At 66.2% G+C, this 19,386-nt stretch carries 14 protein-coding genes and 3 rRNA genes; 12 read left to right on the top strand and 5 right to left on the bottom strand.

The features are described from left to right. Positions 1–76: 76 nt before the first annotated feature. Positions 77–1,375 (bottom strand): MFS transporter, encoded by a 1,299-nt coding sequence (locus WAB15_RS19435; protein WP_407289253.1) that lies wholly within the window; start codon positions 1,373–1,375, stop codon positions 77–79. Between the two features lie 200 nt (positions 1,376–1,575). Between WAB15_RS19435 and WAB15_RS19430 the strand changes: the two genes are divergently transcribed. The 12 genes from WAB15_RS19430 (at position 1,576) to WAB15_RS19375 (ending at position 15,247) form a co-directional block, all read left to right on the top strand. After that, a complete protein-coding gene (locus WAB15_RS19430) occupies positions 1,576–2,136 on the top strand; it encodes a MarR family winged helix-turn-helix transcriptional regulator (protein WP_399150352.1) in 561 nt (186 codons plus the stop codon). Positions 2,137–2,864: 728 nt separating this feature from the next. Continuing rightward, positions 2,865–4,393 (top strand): 16S ribosomal RNA (locus WAB15_RS19425). 304 nt (positions 4,394–4,697) lie between these two features. After that, positions 4,698–7,817 (top strand): 23S ribosomal RNA (locus WAB15_RS19420). A 76-nt stretch (positions 7,818–7,893) separates the two neighbouring features. After that, a 5S ribosomal RNA gene (gene rrf / locus WAB15_RS19415) occupies positions 7,894–8,010 on the top strand. Together the 16S, 23S and 5S rRNA genes form the textbook arrangement of a ribosomal RNA operon. Before the next feature lie 93 nt (positions 8,011–8,103). Then, positions 8,104–8,754 (top strand): HAD family hydrolase, encoded by a 651-nt coding sequence (locus WAB15_RS19410; RefSeq protein ID WP_407287009.1) that lies wholly within the window; start codon positions 8,104–8,106, stop codon positions 8,752–8,754. 126 nt (positions 8,755–8,880) lie between these two features. Beyond that, positions 8,881–10,143: an MFS transporter gene (locus WAB15_RS19405; protein ID WP_407287008.1), complete on the top strand. Its 1,263-nt coding sequence runs from the start codon at positions 8,881–8,883 to the stop codon at positions 10,141–10,143. Further along, on the top strand, positions 10,112–11,287 hold the full coding sequence (locus WAB15_RS19400; RefSeq protein WP_407287007.1) for an acetoin utilization protein AcuC: 1,176 nt from the start codon (positions 10,112–10,114) through the stop codon (positions 11,285–11,287). Before WAB15_RS19405 ends, WAB15_RS19400 begins: the two co-directional genes overlap by 32 nt. Positions 11,288–11,619: 332 nt before the next feature. After that, positions 11,620–12,435 (top strand): phosphatase, encoded by an 816-nt coding sequence (locus WAB15_RS19395; protein ID WP_399146420.1) that lies wholly within the window; start codon positions 11,620–11,622, stop codon positions 12,433–12,435. Positions 12,436–12,563: 128 nt separating this feature from the next. Further along, positions 12,564–12,773: a helix-turn-helix domain-containing protein gene (locus WAB15_RS19390; protein WP_014144137.1), complete on the top strand. Its 210-nt coding sequence runs from the start codon at positions 12,564–12,566 to the stop codon at positions 12,771–12,773. Between the two features lie 120 nt (positions 12,774–12,893). Next, complete coding sequence (locus tag WAB15_RS19385; protein ID WP_003948845.1) at positions 12,894–12,992, top strand: 30S ribosomal protein bS22; 99 nt, start codon at positions 12,894–12,896, stop codon at positions 12,990–12,992. 198 nt (positions 12,993–13,190) lie between these two features. Then, positions 13,191–14,240, top strand: coding sequence for an NAD-dependent epimerase/dehydratase family protein (locus tag WAB15_RS19380; RefSeq protein WP_407287006.1), 1,050 nt, complete (start codon positions 13,191–13,193; stop codon positions 14,238–14,240). Positions 14,241–14,254: 14 nt separating this feature from the next. Continuing rightward, the gene (locus WAB15_RS19375; RefSeq protein WP_399146422.1) at positions 14,255–15,247 is read left to right on the top strand and encodes a lysophospholipid acyltransferase family protein; all 993 of its coding nucleotides are present in this window, start codon (positions 14,255–14,257) and stop codon (positions 15,245–15,247) included. A 36-nt stretch (positions 15,248–15,283) separates the two neighbouring features. On the opposite strand, the gene WAB15_RS19370 is transcribed toward WAB15_RS19375, so the two are convergent. The 4 genes from WAB15_RS19370 to WAB15_RS19355 all read right to left on the bottom strand — a co-directional run bounded on the left by WAB15_RS19370 (position 15,284) and on the right by WAB15_RS19355 (position 19,339). Beyond that, the gene (locus tag WAB15_RS19370) at positions 15,284–16,489 is read right to left on the bottom strand and encodes a DUF5667 domain-containing protein (protein ID WP_399146423.1); all 1,206 of its coding nucleotides are present in this window, start codon (positions 16,487–16,489) and stop codon (positions 15,284–15,286) included. Positions 16,490–16,782: 293 nt separating this feature from the next. Then, a complete protein-coding gene (locus tag WAB15_RS19365; RefSeq protein WP_399146424.1) occupies positions 16,783–17,571 on the bottom strand; it encodes an ECF subfamily RNA polymerase sigma factor, BldN family in 789 nt (262 codons plus the stop codon). A 330-nt stretch (positions 17,572–17,901) separates the two neighbouring features. Continuing rightward, positions 17,902–18,783, bottom strand: a complete 882-nt coding sequence (locus tag WAB15_RS19360) for an HAD family hydrolase (RefSeq protein ID WP_393498528.1) — start codon at positions 18,781–18,783, stop codon at positions 17,902–17,904. A gap of 277 nt (positions 18,784–19,060) precedes the next feature. Continuing rightward, the gene (locus WAB15_RS19355; protein ID WP_399146425.1) at positions 19,061–19,339 is read right to left on the bottom strand and encodes a glutaredoxin family protein; all 279 of its coding nucleotides are present in this window, start codon (positions 19,337–19,339) and stop codon (positions 19,061–19,063) included. Positions 19,340–19,386 lie beyond the last annotated feature (47 nt).

Genomic DNA, 19,386 nt, shown 5'->3' with positions numbered 1-19,386 from the left:
ACGGAGCGGCGCTTCCGCAGGGAACCCGGATCCCTTACGACTCAAGGCACCCACGGCTCCAGGCGCTCAAGGCCACTCAGGCCCGGCAGGCCACGGCCTCCGGCTCCACCGGAACCCGAGCCGCGGGCACCGGCGCGACCGCACGATGCGGATTGTCCTGCGCGGGCCGCAGCATCCGCCCCAGCCGCAGCGACAGCACACTGATCCCCACGGCGCACAGCGCCAGCATCCCGATGTACGCCGCGTACATCCCGTGCCCCACCATCAAGGCACCCACCGCCGGCCCCACCGCCAACGCCAGCTGCTTGACCAGCGCGAACGCCGAGTTGTACTGGCCTATCAAAGAGGCCGGCGCCAGATCGGCCACCAGCGGAGCCACCGTCGGCGACAACATCGACTCACCGATCCCGAACAGCGCATACGTCGAGATCAGCAGCGTTGTCGCCACCGCCTGCGCACCATGCACCAGCCCGGACAGCCCGGCGGCTATCCACGCCACGGTCCATATCAGCCCGACCAGCGCCATCACCCGGCTGCGCCGCCGCCGCTCCACCAGCTTGAGCACCACGAACTGCGCCGCCACGATCGCCGCCGTGTTGGCCGCCAGCGCGATCCCCAGGCTCGACGGCGGAATCCGCGTCACCTCGGTCGCATACGCCGCCAGCCCCGACTCGAACTGCCCGTAGCAGGCGAAGAACAGCACGAACCCCAGCACGCACAGCCACACCATCCGCCGGTCCGCGAACAGCGCCCGCCAGGCACCCTTGGCCCGCTCCTCACTGGGCACCGCGTCCTCGACCTTCGGCGCATGCGGCAACCGCACGGTCGCCACCGTCGCACCGAGCACCAGGAACATCACGGCCTCGATGGCGAAGAGCCGCATAAAGCTCGACGCATGCGACTCGTCGACCAGCAGTCCGCCGACCAGCCCACCGACGCCCAGGCCCAGGTTGTTCAGAAAGAACTGGGTGGCGAACGCCCGCGACCGGGTCACCGTCGTCGAACACCACACGATCATCGTCGCCAGGGCCGGTTGAATGACCGCTATACCCGCACCGAGCGCGACCGCGGACGCGATGACCAGCGGCTCGGTGGCGGACAGCCCGATACCCAGCGCACCGATGGCGGCGGAGACCGTACCGACGATGGCCACCGGCAGGGGACCGCGCCGGTCGATGACCCGACCGGTCAGCGGCAGGACGACCAGCGCGGCCACCGCAAGCATCGCCAGCACGACACCGGCCGTGTTCGCGCCGAGATCCCGCACCTTCGCCACATAGACGTACAGATACGGAACCGTGAAGCCGTTCCCGAACGCGCTCAGCGCGTTCCCGAGCTGGATCCGGCGCAACGCGGCGCCCATCGCGGTGGTCACACTCACCTACCTAGGTCAGGTCATCAGACGAACAAGGGGGACGAACCGACGAGTCGCACACGCACCAGGGCGAGACCGCGCGACCGGACAGTCCCAAGCCGGACAGTCTCACCCTGAAGACTTCAACTCTAAAGTTCGAAGCTAAAGAGTACACGGCGAAGAACTTCAACGCCAATGACTTCCATGTCATACTGCGCCGCATGCCTGAGCCCTCCGATGCGGCCGCCAGCGCCGCCGAGCCGAGCCTCGAGGAACAGATCGCGGCCTACCAGCGCGAATTCCAGGACCTCGACCCCCAGGTGGAGCAGGTCGTCTCCGCACTTCAGCGCCTCAACCGGCGGATGAACGTCGCCTACGGTCGGCAGACCGCCACCCTCGGCATGAGCAACGCCGAATGGGAGGTCCTCAAGGCCCTCGTCGTCTCCGGCGCGCCCTACCAAATGGGCCCCGGCGAACTCGCCAAGCACCTCGGCCTCACCCCGGCCGCCATGACCCATCGCATCGACCGCATGGCGAGCGAGGGCCTGGTCACCCGCGAGCGCGACGAGGCCAACCGCGTCCGCGTCATCGTCGAGCTGACCCACGAGGGTCGCCAGAAGTGGCTGGAGGCGATGCGCCTGGCGTCGGTCTTCGAAGAGGACCTCCTCCAGGACCTCTCCGGGGCGGAACGTCAACTCCTCGGCCAGGTGTTGACCCGTCTGCTGCGCCGTGTGGAGGACGCGCAGCCGGACGCCGGCGGACGTCTGAGTGACCTCGACTGACGCGAGTTGACACTGCTGTACCCGATCTGTAGTGTCCTCCGAGTTGCCACAGCGCCGGAACGGTTCTGCGGCAGCCATCCCGCCGCTTCGCGGCACACCACTACTGCACGGCCCCTCACCGGGAACAATTTCGGCATGCCGAAATTCGGACCGCGGCGCGATTATGCGCCGACGAGGAATTCCGCTAAAGTAGTGATCACGCCGAAAGGCGCGAACGAACCCCCTCCGACGGGGAATCGGAAACAAATTCGGACCGGCAACGGAACGAAACGGATCTGATAGAGTCGGAAAGGCCGAAAAGTGAAAGCCGAACGGCCGACCCCGCTCCAACAGGGGCCAGAGACGGAAACGGATCTGGTAAGGTTGGAAACGCGAAGAAGCCGAAAGGCCGAAACGCACCGGCGAAAATCGGAGCCGCAAGGATCTGATAGAGTCGGAAACGCAAGACCGAAGGGAAGCGCCCGGAGATCCTGGTGAAACAGGAACAAAGGAAGCGTCCGTTCCTTGAGAACTCAACAGCGTGCCAAAAGTCAACGCCAGATATGTTGATACCCCGTCGACCGGAAACATCCGGGAGATGAGGTTCCTTTGAAAGTCCTACCAGCACAATGTGCGGGTAGGCAACACACAGCGAGGACGCTGTGAACGAGCAGGCTTATTCCGCCTGCTTGTTCCGCTCAACGCGAGTGTCACCCGCCGTTTTTCATTAAACGCAGTCGGGTAAAGCATTCACGGAGAGTTTGATCCTGGCTCAGGACGAACGCTGGCGGCGTGCTTAACACATGCAAGTCGAACGATGAACCTCCTTCGGGAGGGGATTAGTGGCGAACGGGTGAGTAACACGTGGGCAATCTGCCCTTCACTCTGGGACAAGCCCTGGAAACGGGGTCTAATACCGGATATGACGCGCGACCGCATGGTCTGTGCGTGGAAAGCTCCGGCGGTGAAGGATGAGCCCGCGGCCTATCAGCTTGTTGGTGGGGTAATGGCCTACCAAGGCGACGACGGGTAGCCGGCCTGAGAGGGCGACCGGCCACACTGGGACTGAGACACGGCCCAGACTCCTACGGGAGGCAGCAGTGGGGAATATTGCACAATGGGCGAAAGCCTGATGCAGCGACGCCGCGTGAGGGATGACGGCCTTCGGGTTGTAAACCTCTTTCAGCAGGGAAGAAGCGAGAGTGACGGTACCTGCAGAAGAAGCGCCGGCTAACTACGTGCCAGCAGCCGCGGTAATACGTAGGGCGCAAGCGTTGTCCGGAATTATTGGGCGTAAAGAGCTCGTAGGCGGCTTGTCACGTCGGATGTGAAAGCCCGGGGCTTAACCCCGGGTCTGCATTCGATACGGGCAGGCTAGAGTTCGGTAGGGGAGATCGGAATTCCTGGTGTAGCGGTGAAATGCGCAGATATCAGGAGGAACACCGGTGGCGAAGGCGGATCTCTGGGCCGATACTGACGCTGAGGAGCGAAAGCGTGGGGAGCGAACAGGATTAGATACCCTGGTAGTCCACGCCGTAAACGTTGGGAACTAGGTGTGGGCGACATTCCACGTCGTCCGTGCCGCAGCTAACGCATTAAGTTCCCCGCCTGGGGAGTACGGCCGCAAGGCTAAAACTCAAAGGAATTGACGGGGGCCCGCACAAGCAGCGGAGCATGTGGCTTAATTCGACGCAACGCGAAGAACCTTACCAAGGCTTGACATACACCGGAAAACCCTGGAGACAGGGTCCCCCTTGTGGTCGGTGTACAGGTGGTGCATGGCTGTCGTCAGCTCGTGTCGTGAGATGTTGGGTTAAGTCCCGCAACGAGCGCAACCCTTGTTCTGTGTTGCCAGCATGCCCTTCGGGGTGATGGGGACTCACAGGAGACTGCCGGGGTCAACTCGGAGGAAGGTGGGGACGACGTCAAGTCATCATGCCCCTTATGTCTTGGGCTGCACACGTGCTACAATGGCCGGTACAATGAGCTGCGATACCGCGAGGTGGAGCGAATCTCAAAAAGCCGGTCTCAGTTCGGATTGGGGTCTGCAACTCGACCCCATGAAGTCGGAGTTGCTAGTAATCGCAGATCAGCATTGCTGCGGTGAATACGTTCCCGGGCCTTGTACACACCGCCCGTCACGTCACGAAAGTCGGTAACACCCGAAGCCGGTGGCCCAACCCCTTGTGGGAGGGAATCGTCGAAGGTGGGACTGGCGATTGGGACGAAGTCGTAACAAGGTAGCCGTACCGGAAGGTGCGGCTGGATCACCTCCTTTCTAAGGAGCACTTCTTACCAAGCCTGGCTTGGTCAGAGGCCAGTACATCAGCGAATGTCTGATGCTGGTTGCTCATGGGTGGAACGTTGACTATTCGGCACGGTTTCTGAGGGTTCATTAGTACTGCTTCGGCGTGGAACGTGGGTCTTGGGGGATCGTGTCGGGCACGTTGTTGGGTATCTGAGGGTACGGACTGTGAGTCTGGACCTTCGCGATGCCGGCCCCGGTGTAGCACCAAGTTGCTTGGTGTGTGACGGGTGGCTGGTCGTTGCTTGAGAACTGCACAGTGGACGCGAGCATCTGTGGCCAAGTTTTTAAGGGCGCACGGTGGATGCCTTGGCACCAGGAACCGATGAAGGACGTGGGAGGCCGCGATAGGCCCCGGGGAGCTGTCAACCGAGCTTTGATCCGGGGGTGTCCGAATGGGGAAACCCGGCAGTCGTCATGGGCTGTCACCCATACCTGAACACATAGGGTATGTGGAGGGAACGCGGGGAAGTGAAACATCTCAGTACCCGCAGGAAGAGAAAACAACCGTGATTCCGGGAGTAGTGGCGAGCGAAACCGGATGAGGCTAAACCGTATTGGTGTGATACCCGGCAGGGGTTGCCAGTGCGGGGTCGTGGGAGTTCTCTTTCATCGTCTGCCGGCGATGAGACGAGTCAGAAACCGTTGATGTAGGCGAAGGACATGCGAAAGGTCCGGCGTAGAGGGTAAGACCCCCGTAGCTGAAACATTGACGGCTCGTTTGAGAATCACCCAAGTAGCACGGGGCCCGAGAAATCCCGTGTGAATCTGGCGGGACCACCCGTTAAGCCTAAATATTCCCTGGTGACCGATAGCGGATAGTACCGTGAGGGAATGGTGAAAAGTACCGCGGGAGCGGAGTGAAATAGTACCTGAAACCGTGTGCCTACAAGCCGTGGGAGCGTCGCACAAGGACTTGTCCTTGTGTCGTGACTGCGTGCCTTTTGAAGAATGAGCCTGCGAGTTTGCGGTATGTTGCGAGGTTAACCCGTGTGGGGAAGCCGTAGCGAAAGCGAGTCCGAATAGGGCGTTGAGTAGCGTGCCCAAGACCCGAAGCGGAGTGATCTAGCCATGGGCAGGTTGAAGCGGAGGTAAGACTTCGTGGAGGACCGAACCCACCAGGGTTGAAAACCTGGGGGATGACCTGTGGTTAGGGGTGAAAGGCCAATCAAACTCCGTGATAGCTGGTTCTCCCCGAAATGCATTTAGGTGCAGCGTCGTGTGTTTCTTGCCGGAGGTAGAGCACTGGATAGGCGATGGGCCCTACCGGGTTACTGACCTTAGCCAAACTCCGAATGCCGGTAAGTGAGAGCGCGGCAGTGAGACTGTGGGGGATAAGCTCCATGGTCGAGAGGGAAACAGCCCAGAGCATCGACTAAGGCCCCTAAGCGTGTGCTAAGTGGGAAAGGATGTGGAGTCGCAGAGACAACCAGGAGGTTGGCTTAGAAGCAGCCACCCTTGAAAGAGTGCGTAATAGCTCACTGGTCAAGTGATTCCGCGCCGACAATGTAGCGGGGCTCAAGCACACCGCCGAAGTCGTGTCATTGCAGCAATACTCCCAACGGAGGCTGTGATGGGTAGGGGAGCGTCGTGTGCCGGGTGAAGCAGCCGTGGAAACGAGTTGTGGACGGTTCACGAGTGAGAATGCAGGCATGAGTAGCGATACACACGTGGGAAACGTGTGCGCCGATTGACTAAGGGTTCCTGGGTCAAGCTGATCTGCCCAGGGTAAGTCGGGACCTAAGGCGAGGCCGACAGGCGTAGTCGATGGACAACCGGTTGATATTCCGGTACCCGCTTTGAAACGCCCAATATCGAATCCATTAATGCTAAGGCCGTGAAGCCGGCCTGGAGTCTTCGGACAAAGGGACGTGGTGGAGCCGCCGATCCAAGGTGGTAGTAGGTAAGCGATGGGGTGACGCAGGAAGGTAGTCCAGCCCGGGCGGTGGTTGTCCCGGGGTAAGGGTGTAGGACGCTGTCTAGGCAAATCCGGACAGCATGAAGTCTGAGACCTGATGCCGAGCCGATTGTGGTGAAGTGGATGATCCTATGCTGTCGAGAAAAGCCTCTAGCGAGTTTCATGGCGGCCCGTACCCTAAACCGACTCAGGTGGTCAGGTAGAGAATACCGAGGCGTTCGGGTGAACTATGGTTAAGGAACTCGGCAAAATGCCCCCGTAACTTCGGGAGAAGGGGGGCCATTTCCGGTGATGGGATTTACTTCCTGAGCTGGGGGTGGCCGCAGAGACCAGCGAGAAGCGACTGTTTACTAAAAACACAGGTCCGTGCGAAGCCGTAAGGCGATGTATACGGACTGACGCCTGCCCGGTGCTGGAACGTTAAGGGGACCGGTTAGTCACATTTCGGTGTGGCGAAGCTGAGAACTTAAGCGCCAGTAAACGGCGGTGGTAACTATAACCATCCTAAGGTAGCGAAATTCCTTGTCGGGTAAGTTCCGACCTGCACGAATGGCGTAACGACTTCTCGACTGTCTCAACCATAGGCCCGGTGAAATTGCATTACGAGTAAAGATGCTCGTTTCGCGCAGCAGGACGGAAAGACCCCGGGACCTTTACTATAGCTTGATATTGGTGTTCGGTTCGGCTTGTGTAGGATAGGTGGGAGACTTTGAAGCCGTGACGCCAGTCATGGTGGAGTCATTGTTGAAATACCACTCTGGTCGTGCTGGATGTCTAACCTGGGTCCGTGATCCGGATCAGGGACAGTGTCTGGTGGGTAGTTTAACTGGGGCGGTTGCCTCCTAAAGAGTAACGGAGGCGCCCAAAGGTTCCCTCAGCCTGGTTGGCAATCAGGTGTTGAGTGTAAGTGCACAAGGGAGCTTGACTGTGAGACTGACGGGTCGAGCAGGTACGAAAGTAGGGACTAGTGATCCGGCGGTGGCTTGTGGAAGCGCCGTCGCTCAACGGATAAAAGGTACCCCGGGGATAACAGGCTGATCTTCCCCAAGAGTCCATATCGACGGGATGGTTTGGCACCTCGATGTCGGCTCGTCGCATCCTGGGGCTGGAGTCGGTCCCAAGGGTTGGGCTGTTCGCCCATTAAAGCGGTACGCGAGCTGGGTTTAGAACGTCGTGAGACAGTTCGGTCCCTATCCGCTGTGCGCGTAGGAGTCTTGAGAAGGGCTGTCCCTAGTACGAGAGGACCGGGACGGACGAACCTCTGGTGTGCCAGTTGTCCTGCCAAGGGCATGGCTGGTTGGCTACGTTCGGAAAGGATAACCGCTGAAAGCATCTAAGCGGGAAGCCTGCTTCGAGATGAGGGCTCCCACCTCCTTGAGAGGGTAAGGCTCCCAGTAGACGACTGGGTTGATAGGCCAGATATGGAAGCCGGGTAACCGGTGGAGTTGACTGGTACTAATAGGCCGAGGGCTTGTCCTCAGTTGCTCGCGTCCACTGTGTAGGTTCTGAAGTAACGACCGTTGAGTCATGCTCCGGTTGGTTAACTTCATAGTGTTTCGGTGGTCATAGCGTTAGGGAAACGCCCGGTTACATTCCGAACCCGGAAGCTAAGCCTTTCAGCGCCGATGGTACTGCAGGGGGGACCCTGTGGGAGAGTAGGACGCCGCCGAACTAATTTTGAAAAAGCCTCGTTCCCCGAGTTTCGACTCGGGGAACGAGGCTTTTTTGCGTTCTGGGACCGTGAGCCGTACATACAGTTCGGGGTATGCGCTATGACCTGGTCATCTTTGACAACGACGGTGTGCTCGTCGACAGCGAGCCCATCTCCAACACCATCCTGGCCGGTTATCTCACCGAACTCGGCCACCCCACTTCGTACGAGGAGTCGATATGCGACTACATGGGTTCGGCGATGCACCGTATCCACGAGCTCGTCAGGGAACGCACCGGACACCGCCTGCCGGAGGATTTCGACGAGGTCTTCCACGGCCGGGTTTTCGCGGCGTTCGAGCGTGAGTTGCAGCCGGTGCCCGGTGTGACGGAGACGCTGGAGAAGCTGGCCGCGGACGGTGTTCCGTACTGCGTCGGTTCGTCGGGAAGTCATGAGCGGATCCGGAGAGGGCACCGGAAGACCGGCCTGGACCGGTGGTTCGAGCCCGGGCGCGTCTTCTCCTCGCAGGATGTGGGGCGGGGCAAGCCGGCGCCGGATCTCTTTCTGCACGCGGCACGGGAGATGGGGGTGTCTCCGGAGCGGTGTGTCGTCATCGAGGACAGTCCGCTGGGGGTGCAGGCGGCGGTCGCCGCGGGGATGGACGTCTACGGGTTCACCGGGATGACGCCGGCGGAGAAGCTGACGGCGGCCGGGGCGACCGGGCTGTTCGGCCATATGGCGGAGGTGCCGGAGCTGCTGCAGTAACGGGGCTACGTGGCAGCGGGGGCGTGGGTGTCGTCAGTGACTCGGGATCACCTGTCGGGCATACGTCGGAATTGACGGTGTGCGGCATCTACCCAGCGGTAGGGGCGAGTTCTAGGCTGAGCGGCCATGACGGCTCCTCCGGCACCAACGGACCCTCTGGCACCAGGGGTGCAGCTGCGGCGCGGCCGGGCCTCGCTCGCCGTCAGCTTCCTCGTCCAGGGAGCGGTCTTCGCCCTCCTCGTGACCCGAATACCCGCGATCCAGGACCGCTACGGGATCTCGGACGGCCTGCTGCCGGCCTTCCTGGCCGCCGTGCCGGTCCTCGCGGGAGTGGGCAGCGTCGTCACCGAGCAGCTGGTGAAGCGGGTACGGCCGAGCCGGGTGTTGCGGCTGGTGCAGCCGGTGGTGTGCCTGGCGCTGCTGGCCGTCGGGGCGGTCCACTCGATGGCACAGGCGGCGGTGGCGCTGGCGGTCTTCGGGCTGGCGGTGGGGGCGTTGGACGCCTCGATGAACATGCTCGGGGTGAGCCTGCAGCGGGCCTACGGGCGCAGCATCATGCTCGGCTTCCACGCCGCGTACAGCCTGGGCGGCATCGTGGGGGCGTCGCTGGCCTGGGCCGGAGCGCACTGGAAGCTCTCGCTGGCGCTGCTGTACGGGCCGGTGGTGGCCGTCCTGGTACCGCTCGCGCTCGTCGCGGGCCGGTGGTTCGTGGACCGGCCACGAGGGCACGAGGCGCAGGGGCAGGACCCCAGGGGGACGGGGGAGGCCGGCGCCCCTGTCGCCATGAGGCTGCTGTTGCCGCTGTGTCTGGTGATGGCGTTCGCGTACATCGGGGACTCGACGGTCTCCAACTGGAGCGCGAAGTATCTGCAGGACGTCCTGGGGAGCTCGGAGCAGCTCGCCACGGTTCCGTACAACGTCTATATGGTCACCACGCTCCTCGGGCGGGCGGTGGGCGACCTGGGGGTGCGGCGCTTCGGGGCGGTCGCGGTGGTGCGGTGCGGGACGGTGCTCGCGGCGGGTGGCTTCGCGGTGGTTGCGGCCGCGCCGGGGGCCTGGGCGGGGATGGCGGGGTTCACGCTGCTGGGGCTCGGGCTGTGTGTGATCGTGCCGCAGACCTTTGCGGCGGTGGGGCGGTACGCCTTTGAGAAGCAGGGCGCCGGAGCTTCGGATATGGCCGTCGCACGACTGAACATCTTCAACTATGTCGGCTTCTTGATCGGTTCTCCGCTGGTGGGTGCGCTCGGCGATGCCTGGAGCTATCGGGGGGCGATGCTCGTACCGATGGCACTGGTGCTGGTGACGCTCGTGTATGCCCGCTCGTTCGGGGGGCCGGAGGCCCGATACGGTGACGGGCATGAGCGGCCGCGCACAGCTGATGTGGGATGAGGCAGTAACGGGCTACGACTTCGGGCCCGGGCATCCGATGGACCCGGTCCGGCTCGCGCTGACCATGCGTTTGGTGGAGGCGTACGAGCTCGACCGGGGGCCGCTGGAGGTGGTCGCGGCCAAGCCTGCCGGGGACTCGACCCTGCGGCTGGTGCATCGTGAGGACTACATCGCGGCGGTCCGCCGGGCCTCGGCCGATCCTGCCGCCGCGGACCCGTCGTACGGACTGGGCACGGCGGACGATCCGGCGTTCGCGGGGATGCACGAGGCGTCGGCGCTGATCGCCGGGCAGTCGGTCGGCGCGGCGGAGGCCGTCTGGCGCGGCGACGCGGCGCATGCGGTGAACTTCGCCGGCGGCCTGCACCACGCCATGCCGGGCGGCGCGTCCGGCTTCTGCATCTACAACGACGCGTCGCTGGCGATCGCCCGGTTGCTGGAGCTGGGCGCCGAGCGGGTCGCGTACGTGGATGTGGATGTGCACCACGGCGACGGGGTGCAGGCGGCGTTCTGGGAGGACCCGCGGGTACTGACGATCTCGCTGCACGAGCATCCGCGGACGCTCTTCCCGCAGACCGGCTGGGCGGAGGAGACCGGTGGGGAGGGCGCGGAGGGCAGCGCGGCCAATGTGGCGCTGCCGGCCGGGACTGGGGACGCGGGCTGGCTGCGGGCTTTTCACGCGGTGGTGCCGGAGCTGCTGCGGGCCTTCCGGCCGCAGGTGATCGTGACGCAGCACGGTGCGGACACCCACTTCGAGGATCCGCTGGCGCATCTCGCGGTGAGCCTGGACGCGCAGCGGATGGTGGCCGAGTCGTGCCATGAGCTGGCGCATGAGCTCGCGGACGGGCGGTGGGTCGCGCTCGGGGGCGGGGGCTATGCGGTGGTGGACGTGGTGCCGCGCAGCTGGACACATCTGACCGCGATCGCGGCGGGCCGGCCGATCGACCCGGGGTCGATGGTGCCGGAGGCCTGGCGGCACGAAGTGTTCCGCCGGACGCGGCAGTTGGCGCCGCAGCGGATGACGGACGGGCGCACGCCGAGCTGGCGGGACTTCGTCGACGACGGCTACGACCCGGCCGATCGGCTGGACCAGGCGGTGCTGGCGACGCGCCGGGCGGTGTTTCCGGCGCACGGGTTGCTGCCTTAGGGGTGGGGCGAACACTTCCCGTAGGGGATGCGAGCGCCCCCTGCGGGGCCACAGCGTCGGGGGTTCGGGGGGTATTCCCGGGTTCGGTGCGTGGCTTGCGCAGACGGTTCGTCAAGGTGTGTGCCTGAGGGGGCGGCTGGTCGACGTGCGCGCCCGAGAAGGCGGCCAGTCAAGGCGGAGTCGCCGGCAACGGGCATGCCTGAGAAGACGGCTGGCCCAAGCCGCCCAGTTGGCCGCTCCATCAGCCCGTTCCGGCGCCCCGTTGCCTCGGAGGTGTGACTACCCGTCGGTTGGGGCAACCGTAGGGCGGTCAACGGGACAGCATGGGGCCCGTGTTGGGCACCGGGGAACTGCGGGCGCATCTGGTCGAGGCGCGGCTCGCGGGGACGATCGCGACCATGCGGGAGAAGAGCCTGGGGCGATATCGGCTCTTCGCGGCGCGGGACCCGCGGGTGCTGTTGGGGCTGGATCCCGAACGGGACTGGCCGCTTGGTGAAGTACTGCGACTGATGGGGCAGAAGTGCGGGGTTGCGGTCGATCCCGCGCACACTTCCGGGCCGGATGTGATCGATCCGGACCGTACGATCGCGGCTCTCGATCGCTTCGCCGACCGGATCGGCGCGGCTGCCGGCCGTCGGACACCGGTGCTGCTCGGCACCGGTCATCCGCACCGGTTGCTGGAGTTCTACGCCGCCCTGGCAGACGCCCTCTCGGCGGCGGGCTGCCCCGTACTCACCCCGGCGTATGGCTCCTGTGTCGACATAGCGACCCGGTTCGGCGTACGTACCCGTGTCCTGGACTACGTACGGGGAGTCGCGCTGATGCGAGAAACCGGCGTGCGGGGCGCGCCCGGGGTGGGGGGCGTACACACCCATTCGCCGCTCCCCGTACGGACCGCTCTGGGGGTCGCCGCGGCTGCCGGAGGGCCACTGCCGGGGCTCGTGATCGGGGACCACGGCTGGGTCTGCGGGGCAGGTCAACTGGGCATCGAGGCGATCGGGCTGGCCGACACGGACGACCCGGCGCTGTTCGTCGGGCAGGCGGAGGGGCGGGTGGCCGAGGTAGTGCCTCTCGATGACGCCGCCCGGGCGGCGTCCTACCGACCGCTGATCCGTTATGTACTCAATCGGGCGTATCTTTCACGTTAGGCGGCAGTTCGCTGCTCCTCTTCCCCACTCGCATCACCCGCCCCTAATCTGGGGAGTGAGCGCATAGCGACGAAGAGTCACCGGAGGGGAAGCCGGTGACCGTCTTATGCGGAAGGTGCAGGTGTGGCATGGCTGCAGACCAGAGGCCTCTGAACGAGGTCGTGTTCCTGACAGTGGCGGAAGTCGCCACGGTGATGCGAGTGTCCAAGATGACCGTGTACCGCCTGGTGCACAGCGGTCATCTGCCCGCTATTCGCGTGGGGAGGTCTTTCCGGGTTCCGGAGCAGGCCGTTCACGACTATCTCCGTGAGTCCTATGTGGGGGTGGAATCAGCCTGACGGGTCCGTCGCCGACCCTCGGATTACGCCGTTCGCCCGGCGCCGGGTAGGCTGGCCCGATGTAGGTAGTGTGGGCTCGGACGCCCCGCACCGAGTGATTCGAAGTGAGCGAGGGTAGTCGTGGGCTCTGTTATCAAGAAGCGGCGCAAGCGGATGGCCAAGAAGAAGCACCGCAAGCTGCTCAAGCGCACCCGTGTTCAGCGCCGTAACAAGAAGTAAGCGGCGCTGATCGCGATTTCGCAGCCCCCCATCGCCTGTGTGCGACGGGGGGCTGCGGTGTTTGTGGGCCGTATGGACGGTGGTCGGACGGAAATGTCGCCGCGGGCATCCCGCGGTCATCACCGCGCAACACCGACCGGCTAGCGTGGTCGGCACAGCTGGGCCAGGGGAAGTCGCGGCGGGAAGGAAGGGCTGATCTTGGGCAAGGTCGTGCTCGTCACGGGAGTCGCACGGCAGCTGGGCGGCCGGTTCGTCCGCCGGATCCAGCGCGATCCCGATGTCGACCGGGTGATCGGGGTCGACGCCGTGCCACCGGAGCACCATCTGGGGGGCGCGGAGTTCCTCAAGGCCGACATCCGGCATCCGGCGATCGCCAGGGTCCTGGCCGAGACGGGTGTCGACACGGTCGTCCATATGGACATCAACGGCGCACCGCTGGGCAAGCGCGGCGGCCGCTCCTCGGTGAAGGAAACCAACGTCATCGGGACGATGCAGCTGCTCGGCGCCTGCCAGAAGGCCCCGAACGTGCAGCGCCTGGTCGTCAAGTCCAGCACCAGCGTCTACGGCTCCGCGTCCCGCGACCCCGCCGTCTTCACCGAGACCACCTCGCCGAAGTCGCTGCCGAGCGGTGGCTTCGCCAAGGACGTCGTCGAGGTCGAGGGGTATGTACGCGGCTTCGCGCGGCGCCGGCCCGATGTGGCGGTGTGCGTACTGCGCTTCGCCAACATCCTCGGGCCGTGCGCGGACTCCCCGCTCGCCGAGTACTTCTCGCTGCCCGTGCTGCCCACTGTCTTTGGCTACGACCCGCGGCTGCAGTTCGTCCACGAGGACGACGCCATCGAGGTGCTGCGGATCGCCGCCGCCGCGCCGCGCCGCGGCACCCTCAACAGCGGCACCTTCAACGTCGCCGGCGACGGCGTCCTGCTGCTGTCGCAGACCTCCCGGCGGCTGGGGCGGCCCACTCTGCCGCTGTTCCTGCCGACGGTGACCTGGGCCGGTACGGCGCTGCGGTCCATCGGCATCACGGACTTCTCGCCGGAACAGATCCGGCTGCTCACGCACGGCAGGGTCGTCGAGACGACGCAGATGCGCGAGACACTGGGCTTCCACCCGAAGTACACGACGGCGGAGACCTTCGCGGAATTCGCCCGCAGCCGCGGACCCGGGCTGCTGCCGCCCGAGTCCCTCGCCCGTACCGTCGACCGGCTCGCCGGCGTGCTGCCCGCACCCGGCGGCCCGACCCAGTGAGGAGTTCACCCACGATGGCGGACGCCAAGGTCATTCCCTTCGGCGAGGAGCCTCGGGCGCGCAGGAAGGCCCGGCGGGCCGGGCGCGCGGGGCGCGGAACGGCGCTGGCGCCCGTCCCGGAAGCGCGGACCGAGCACCCGCCGGCGGCACCCCCGCCGCCGAGCCCGCGGACCCTGGACCAGCGGATCGCGGGCGGGCTGGCCTTCCTGCGCCGCCGGATCACCGGCGACTACGAGGTCGACGACTTCGGCTACGACGAGGAGCTGACCGACCAGGTCCTGATGTCGCTGCTGCGGCCGTTCTACGAGAAGTACTTCCGGGTCGAGGTCAAGGGCGTCGAGAACATCCCCTCCGACGGCGGGGCGCTGATCGTCGCCAACCACTCCGGGACACTGCCGCTGGACGGGCTGATGCTCCAGGTCGCGGTGCACGACAACCACCCCGCACAGCGCCATCTGCGGCTGCTGGCGGCCGATTTGGTGTTCGTCCTGCCGGTGATAAACGAGCTGGCGCGCAAGGCGGGGCACACCCTGGCCTGCGCGGAGGACGCACAGCGGCTGCTGGAGCGCGGCGAGATCGTGGGCGTGATGCCGGAGGGCTTCAAGGGCATCGGCAAGCCCTTCGCGGAACGCTACAAGCTGCAGCGCTTCGGGCGGGGCGGCTTCGTCTCGACGGCGCTGAAGGCCGGGGTGCCGATCGTGCCGTGCTCGATCGTGGGCGCGGAGGAGATCTACCCGATGATCGGGAACGCCAAGACGCTGGCGCGGGTGATGGGGCTGCCGTACTTCCCGCTCACGCCGACGTTCCCCTGGTTGGGGCCGCTGGGCGCGCTGCCGCTCCCGACGAAGTGGACGATCCAGTTCGGTGAGCCGATCCCGACGGACGGCTATCCGCCGGAGGCGGCGGACGATCCGATGCTGATGTTCAACCTGACCGACCAGGTGCGGGAAACGATTCAGCACACCCTCTACAAGCTGCTCGTGCAGCGGCGCTCGGTGTTCTTCTGAGAGAACACCGAGCGCCGCCGCGGCGGGCCGCCCGAGCTACTTCGAGAGGTCCTCGCCGTCGATGCCCAGGCGGGGGAGCAGCCCCGGGAGCAGCGGCGGAAGGGTGACGTCGGGCCGGCTGTCGGCGTCATGGCCCTTGCCGCCGTCGTGCGGCGACGGGCTGCCGCCCTTGGCCGGCGGGTCGAGCAGGCCGCCCGTACCGCCGCCGAGCAGACCGCTCTCCTGCGACGGTGAGGACGACGGGCGCGGGGCGTGCGAGCCGCCCGCGTGCTCGCCGGAGCGGGCCCGGCTGCCGGACGGTGCCGGGCGGCCGTCGTGGCCGGAGCCGGCGCCCGCGGAGGCCGGCGTGTCGTGCGGGTGGTTCTTGCCGTCCGGGGCGGTGGGAAGCAGCGAACGCAGCGGACCGACCTCTTGGTCTATGGCGTCGAAGACCGAACTGACCTCGTCGCGGACGTCCATGAGCTGCAGCGGGAGCCTGTCGCGCAGCTGCGACCAAGTTCCGCGATGGGACTTGGTGAAGGAGTTCAGCGCCTGGATGGGGCCGAGCGAGCCATCGCGCTCGTACGCTTGGTGCAGCAGGCGGTGTCCCTCGCCCGCGTCGTGTTTGACGCCGGAGAGCGCCTTGCGGACCTCGCCGAGGGACTCGTGGTCGAGGTCGGCGACCCGGCCCCGCTCCATCAGCCGGCGGGCCTCCATCATGCGGGTGGAGGCCTGGTCCAGATAGAGCCGGCCGCGGTCGGAGTCGTCGTCGGCCATGCCGAGCTTGAGGTCCTCCATGCCGCGCTTGAGGCCGTACAGGGAGTCGCCCGGGAGGGCGTCGGAGCTGGCGGCGGCGACGCCGCTGAAGGCTCCGGCTGCGACGCCGACCGTCAGACCGCCCGCGGCCAGCCCCTTGGAGAGGCGGGAGCGCGGCCGTAGCCGGCCGATCGATTTCGTGGCGCGGTGCGCGCCCCTGTGTTCACGCTGCTCGGGTGCCCCGACGCCGTCGGACGGAGCGCCTTCGGCGAAGGCGGCCTCCATCGCGGCCAGGAGCTGTGCGCGCTGGACAGTCTTGACCTCGGTGGCCATCTCCGGCCTCGGGAGCTTCCCGAGGCCGTCGGCGACCGCCAACAGCCGTGCTTCGCCCGGCGCCGGCGCCGGATTGTCGACCTGTTCCTCGGCCGCCGCGCCCTCGAGGACCTGGTCCTCCAGGGCCTGGGCGAAGGCGTTGGCCCGCCGGTGCACCGAGACATTCGCGATCACGGGCGGCACCTCCTCTCGTCATCCCGCTCGACTCCCCGGACTGGCTTTGACTATCCAGACGGACCGGACGGTTGCACGCCGATTGTCCACGGCCACTCGATCGAGTGAGAGGCAGCGGGCATGGCGTGACCGCATGGAGCCTGCATCCCGCACAACGAGCGGCTCGGCACTCGGGTTACGCACTCACGATGATCTGACCGACCGGTCATGGTCGGTCACCAAACGTGAGCGAACAGCGGCGTGCGGGCGGTCGGAAGAGGGGCGTACGGGGGGTGGGGCGGGGGTGGGTCGGGTCAGCGGGCGTCTTCGGGCAGGAGGCGCGCCAGGGTGCGTACGGCGCGGTACTGGAGGGTCTTGATCGCGCCCTCGTTCTTGCCCATCACGCGGGCGGTCTCGGCGACCGAGAGGCCTTGCAGAAAGCGCAGCGTGACGCATTCCTGCTGTTGGGGGTTGAGCTTGCGTACCGCCTCCAACAGGGCGGCGTTGGAGAGGGATTCGAGGACCGAGTCCTCGGGGCTGCGCTCGACCTCGTTGGCGTCGAGCATCTCTCCGGTGGTCACTTCCAGGCGGAAGCGCGAGGACTTGAAGTGGTCGGCGACGAGATTGCGGGCGATGGTCACCAGCCAGGCGCCGAAGTCGCGGCCCTGCCAGGTGAAGGTGCCGATGCGGCGCAGGGCGCGCAGGAAGGTCTCGCTGGTGAGGTCCTCGGCCGTGGCGCGGCCACCCACGCGGTAGTAGATGTAGCGGTAGACCGTGTCGGCGTACTGGTCGTAGAGGCGGCCGAAGGCCTCGGCCTCGCCGGCCTGGGCTCGTTCGACGAGGTCCATCATGCGACGGCTGTCGCTGTCGGCGGGGCGTCGGGCGGTGGTCGTGCCGGCGCCGGAGCGGCGGGTCCGGCCGGCGGCGGGCTTGCTGACCGCGGCACTCCCGTCGGCCAGGGCGTAGCAGTGTCCGGAGGTGGGGACGGTTGAGGCGAAGGCGGGGACGGCGTACGCGGTGGGGACGAAACTGCGCAGGTGGTCGACGAGTGTCGTACGCAGCGTAGCCAGGCCCGAGGCGTCAACCCCGACGTGTGGGTACACGGGACTCCCAGAGGCAGAGCTTCCATCACGTGCAGTGCGGGACCGTTCACTCGTCGTAGGGACGTGTGGGTTCCGGATTGCGTCTGAGGAGAATAACGCTTCGTACAGGCAGCGCTACACCCAGTTGCTCAAATCATCGATTACTTACGGTCCGTGCCGGGTTGGTGGCAGATCAAGTATCGAATACTGAGCAACTTTTGATCGGAAGGGTGTGCAATCTGCCTGGTTGGAGGGCGTGTTGTGGCTGACTGCAAGCAACGGGACTGACGGGGCGGCGGAGGGGGTATGGAGGGTGGATGGTCCCCGCCGCCGCCCGGCGATCACGACTGGTCAGCGGCGGCGGCGCTGCAGGGCGACCGCGGCGGCGGCACCGCCCGCCAGGGCGCCCACTCCGGCCGCCGCCGGAATACCGATCTTGGCCGCCTTGCGGCCGGTGCGGTAGTCGCGCAGCCGCCAGCCGTGCGCCCGGGCGTGCTTGCGCAGCCGGCTGTCGGGGTTGATGGCGTAGGGGTGTCCGACGAGCGAGAGCATCGGGATGTCGTTGGCGGAGTCGCTGTAGGCGGCGCAGTGCGACAGGTCCAGGCCCTCGGCCGCGGCCAGTGCGCGCACCGCCTCGGCCTTGGCCGGGCCGTGCAGCGGCTCGCCGACCAACTTGCCCGTGTAGACGCCGCCGACGGATTCGGCGACGGTGCCCAGAGCTCCGGTCAGGCCGAGCCGGCGGGCGATGATCGTCGCGGTCTCGACCGGGGCCGCGGTCACCAGCCAGACCTTCTGGCCGGCGTCGAGGTGGGCCTGGGCGAGCGCGCGGGTGCCGGGCCAGACGCGCTCGGCCATGTACTCGTCGTAGATCTCCTCGCCGATGGACATCAACTCGGCGACGCGATGGCCCTGGACGATGGACAGCGCGCTGTTGCGGACGTCCGCCATGTGCTCGGGGTTCTCCGAGCCGGCCAGCCGGAAGTAGATCTGCTGCCAGGCGAAGCGGGCCAGGTCGCGCTTGTGGAAGAAGTGCCGCTTGTACAGGCCGCGGCCGAAGTGGAAGAGCGCGGCGCCCTGCATGACCGTGTTGTCGAGGTCGAAGAAGGCGGCGGCCGCGGTGTCCCCGACGACCGGGAACTCCGGCTCGGCGGGGGTCGCCTCGGCGGCCTGGGCCTCCTCGGCCTCCTGTGAGGTCTTGCGGGCGGCCTCGGCAGCGGCCTCGCCGGCGAGCACGCTGCGGGCCGTGGTGGGCTGTCGGCGGCGCGGGAACCAGCCCAGCGGGAAGAGCGCCCCGGAGGGCCTCCAGCCGGACCGGCGGGCGCTGGAGGCGCCGGAGGGCGTCCCGTGGGGACTCCTGCCGGGGTGCTGGTCGGGAGACGGGAGGGACATGGCGCTAGCGTAGCCAGTTTGTTCGGGGGTTCCGGTTACGGGCGCGTGTCCGCGAGGCCTGGAGCGGCGGACGGTTGCGTTACGGCCATCCGCGAGGCGTTCCTACCGCCGCCCGGGAGGCTCAGGCGCCCAGGGCCGTACGCAGCCGCTTGGGGTCGACGCGCCAGAAGTCGTGCTGGGCGCCGTCGACCAGGACGACCGGAATCTGCTCCCAGTACTTGTGGTGCAGCTCGGCGTCCTCGGTGATGTCCTTCTTCTCCCACGACGCGCCCGTCTCGGCGCACACCTGCTCGATCACCGCCTGCGCGTCGTCGCACAGGTGGCAGCCCGGCTTGCCGATGAGGGTGACCATCCGGTCGGCGGGGCTCTTGCGGGGGCTGCGGCTGAACAGAGGGGCCATGGAGCCCATTGTGCCGGGTCGCGGGCGGTGCTCCCGGGGGCCTGGGT

It is taken from the genome of Streptomyces sirii (assembly GCF_045690365.1).
Lineage (GTDB): Bacteria > Actinomycetota > Actinomycetes > Streptomycetales > Streptomycetaceae > Streptomyces > Streptomyces sirii.
The sequence above is the reverse complement of the archived record's forward strand: the minus strand, read 5'-3'. Positions and strand labels throughout refer to the sequence as shown.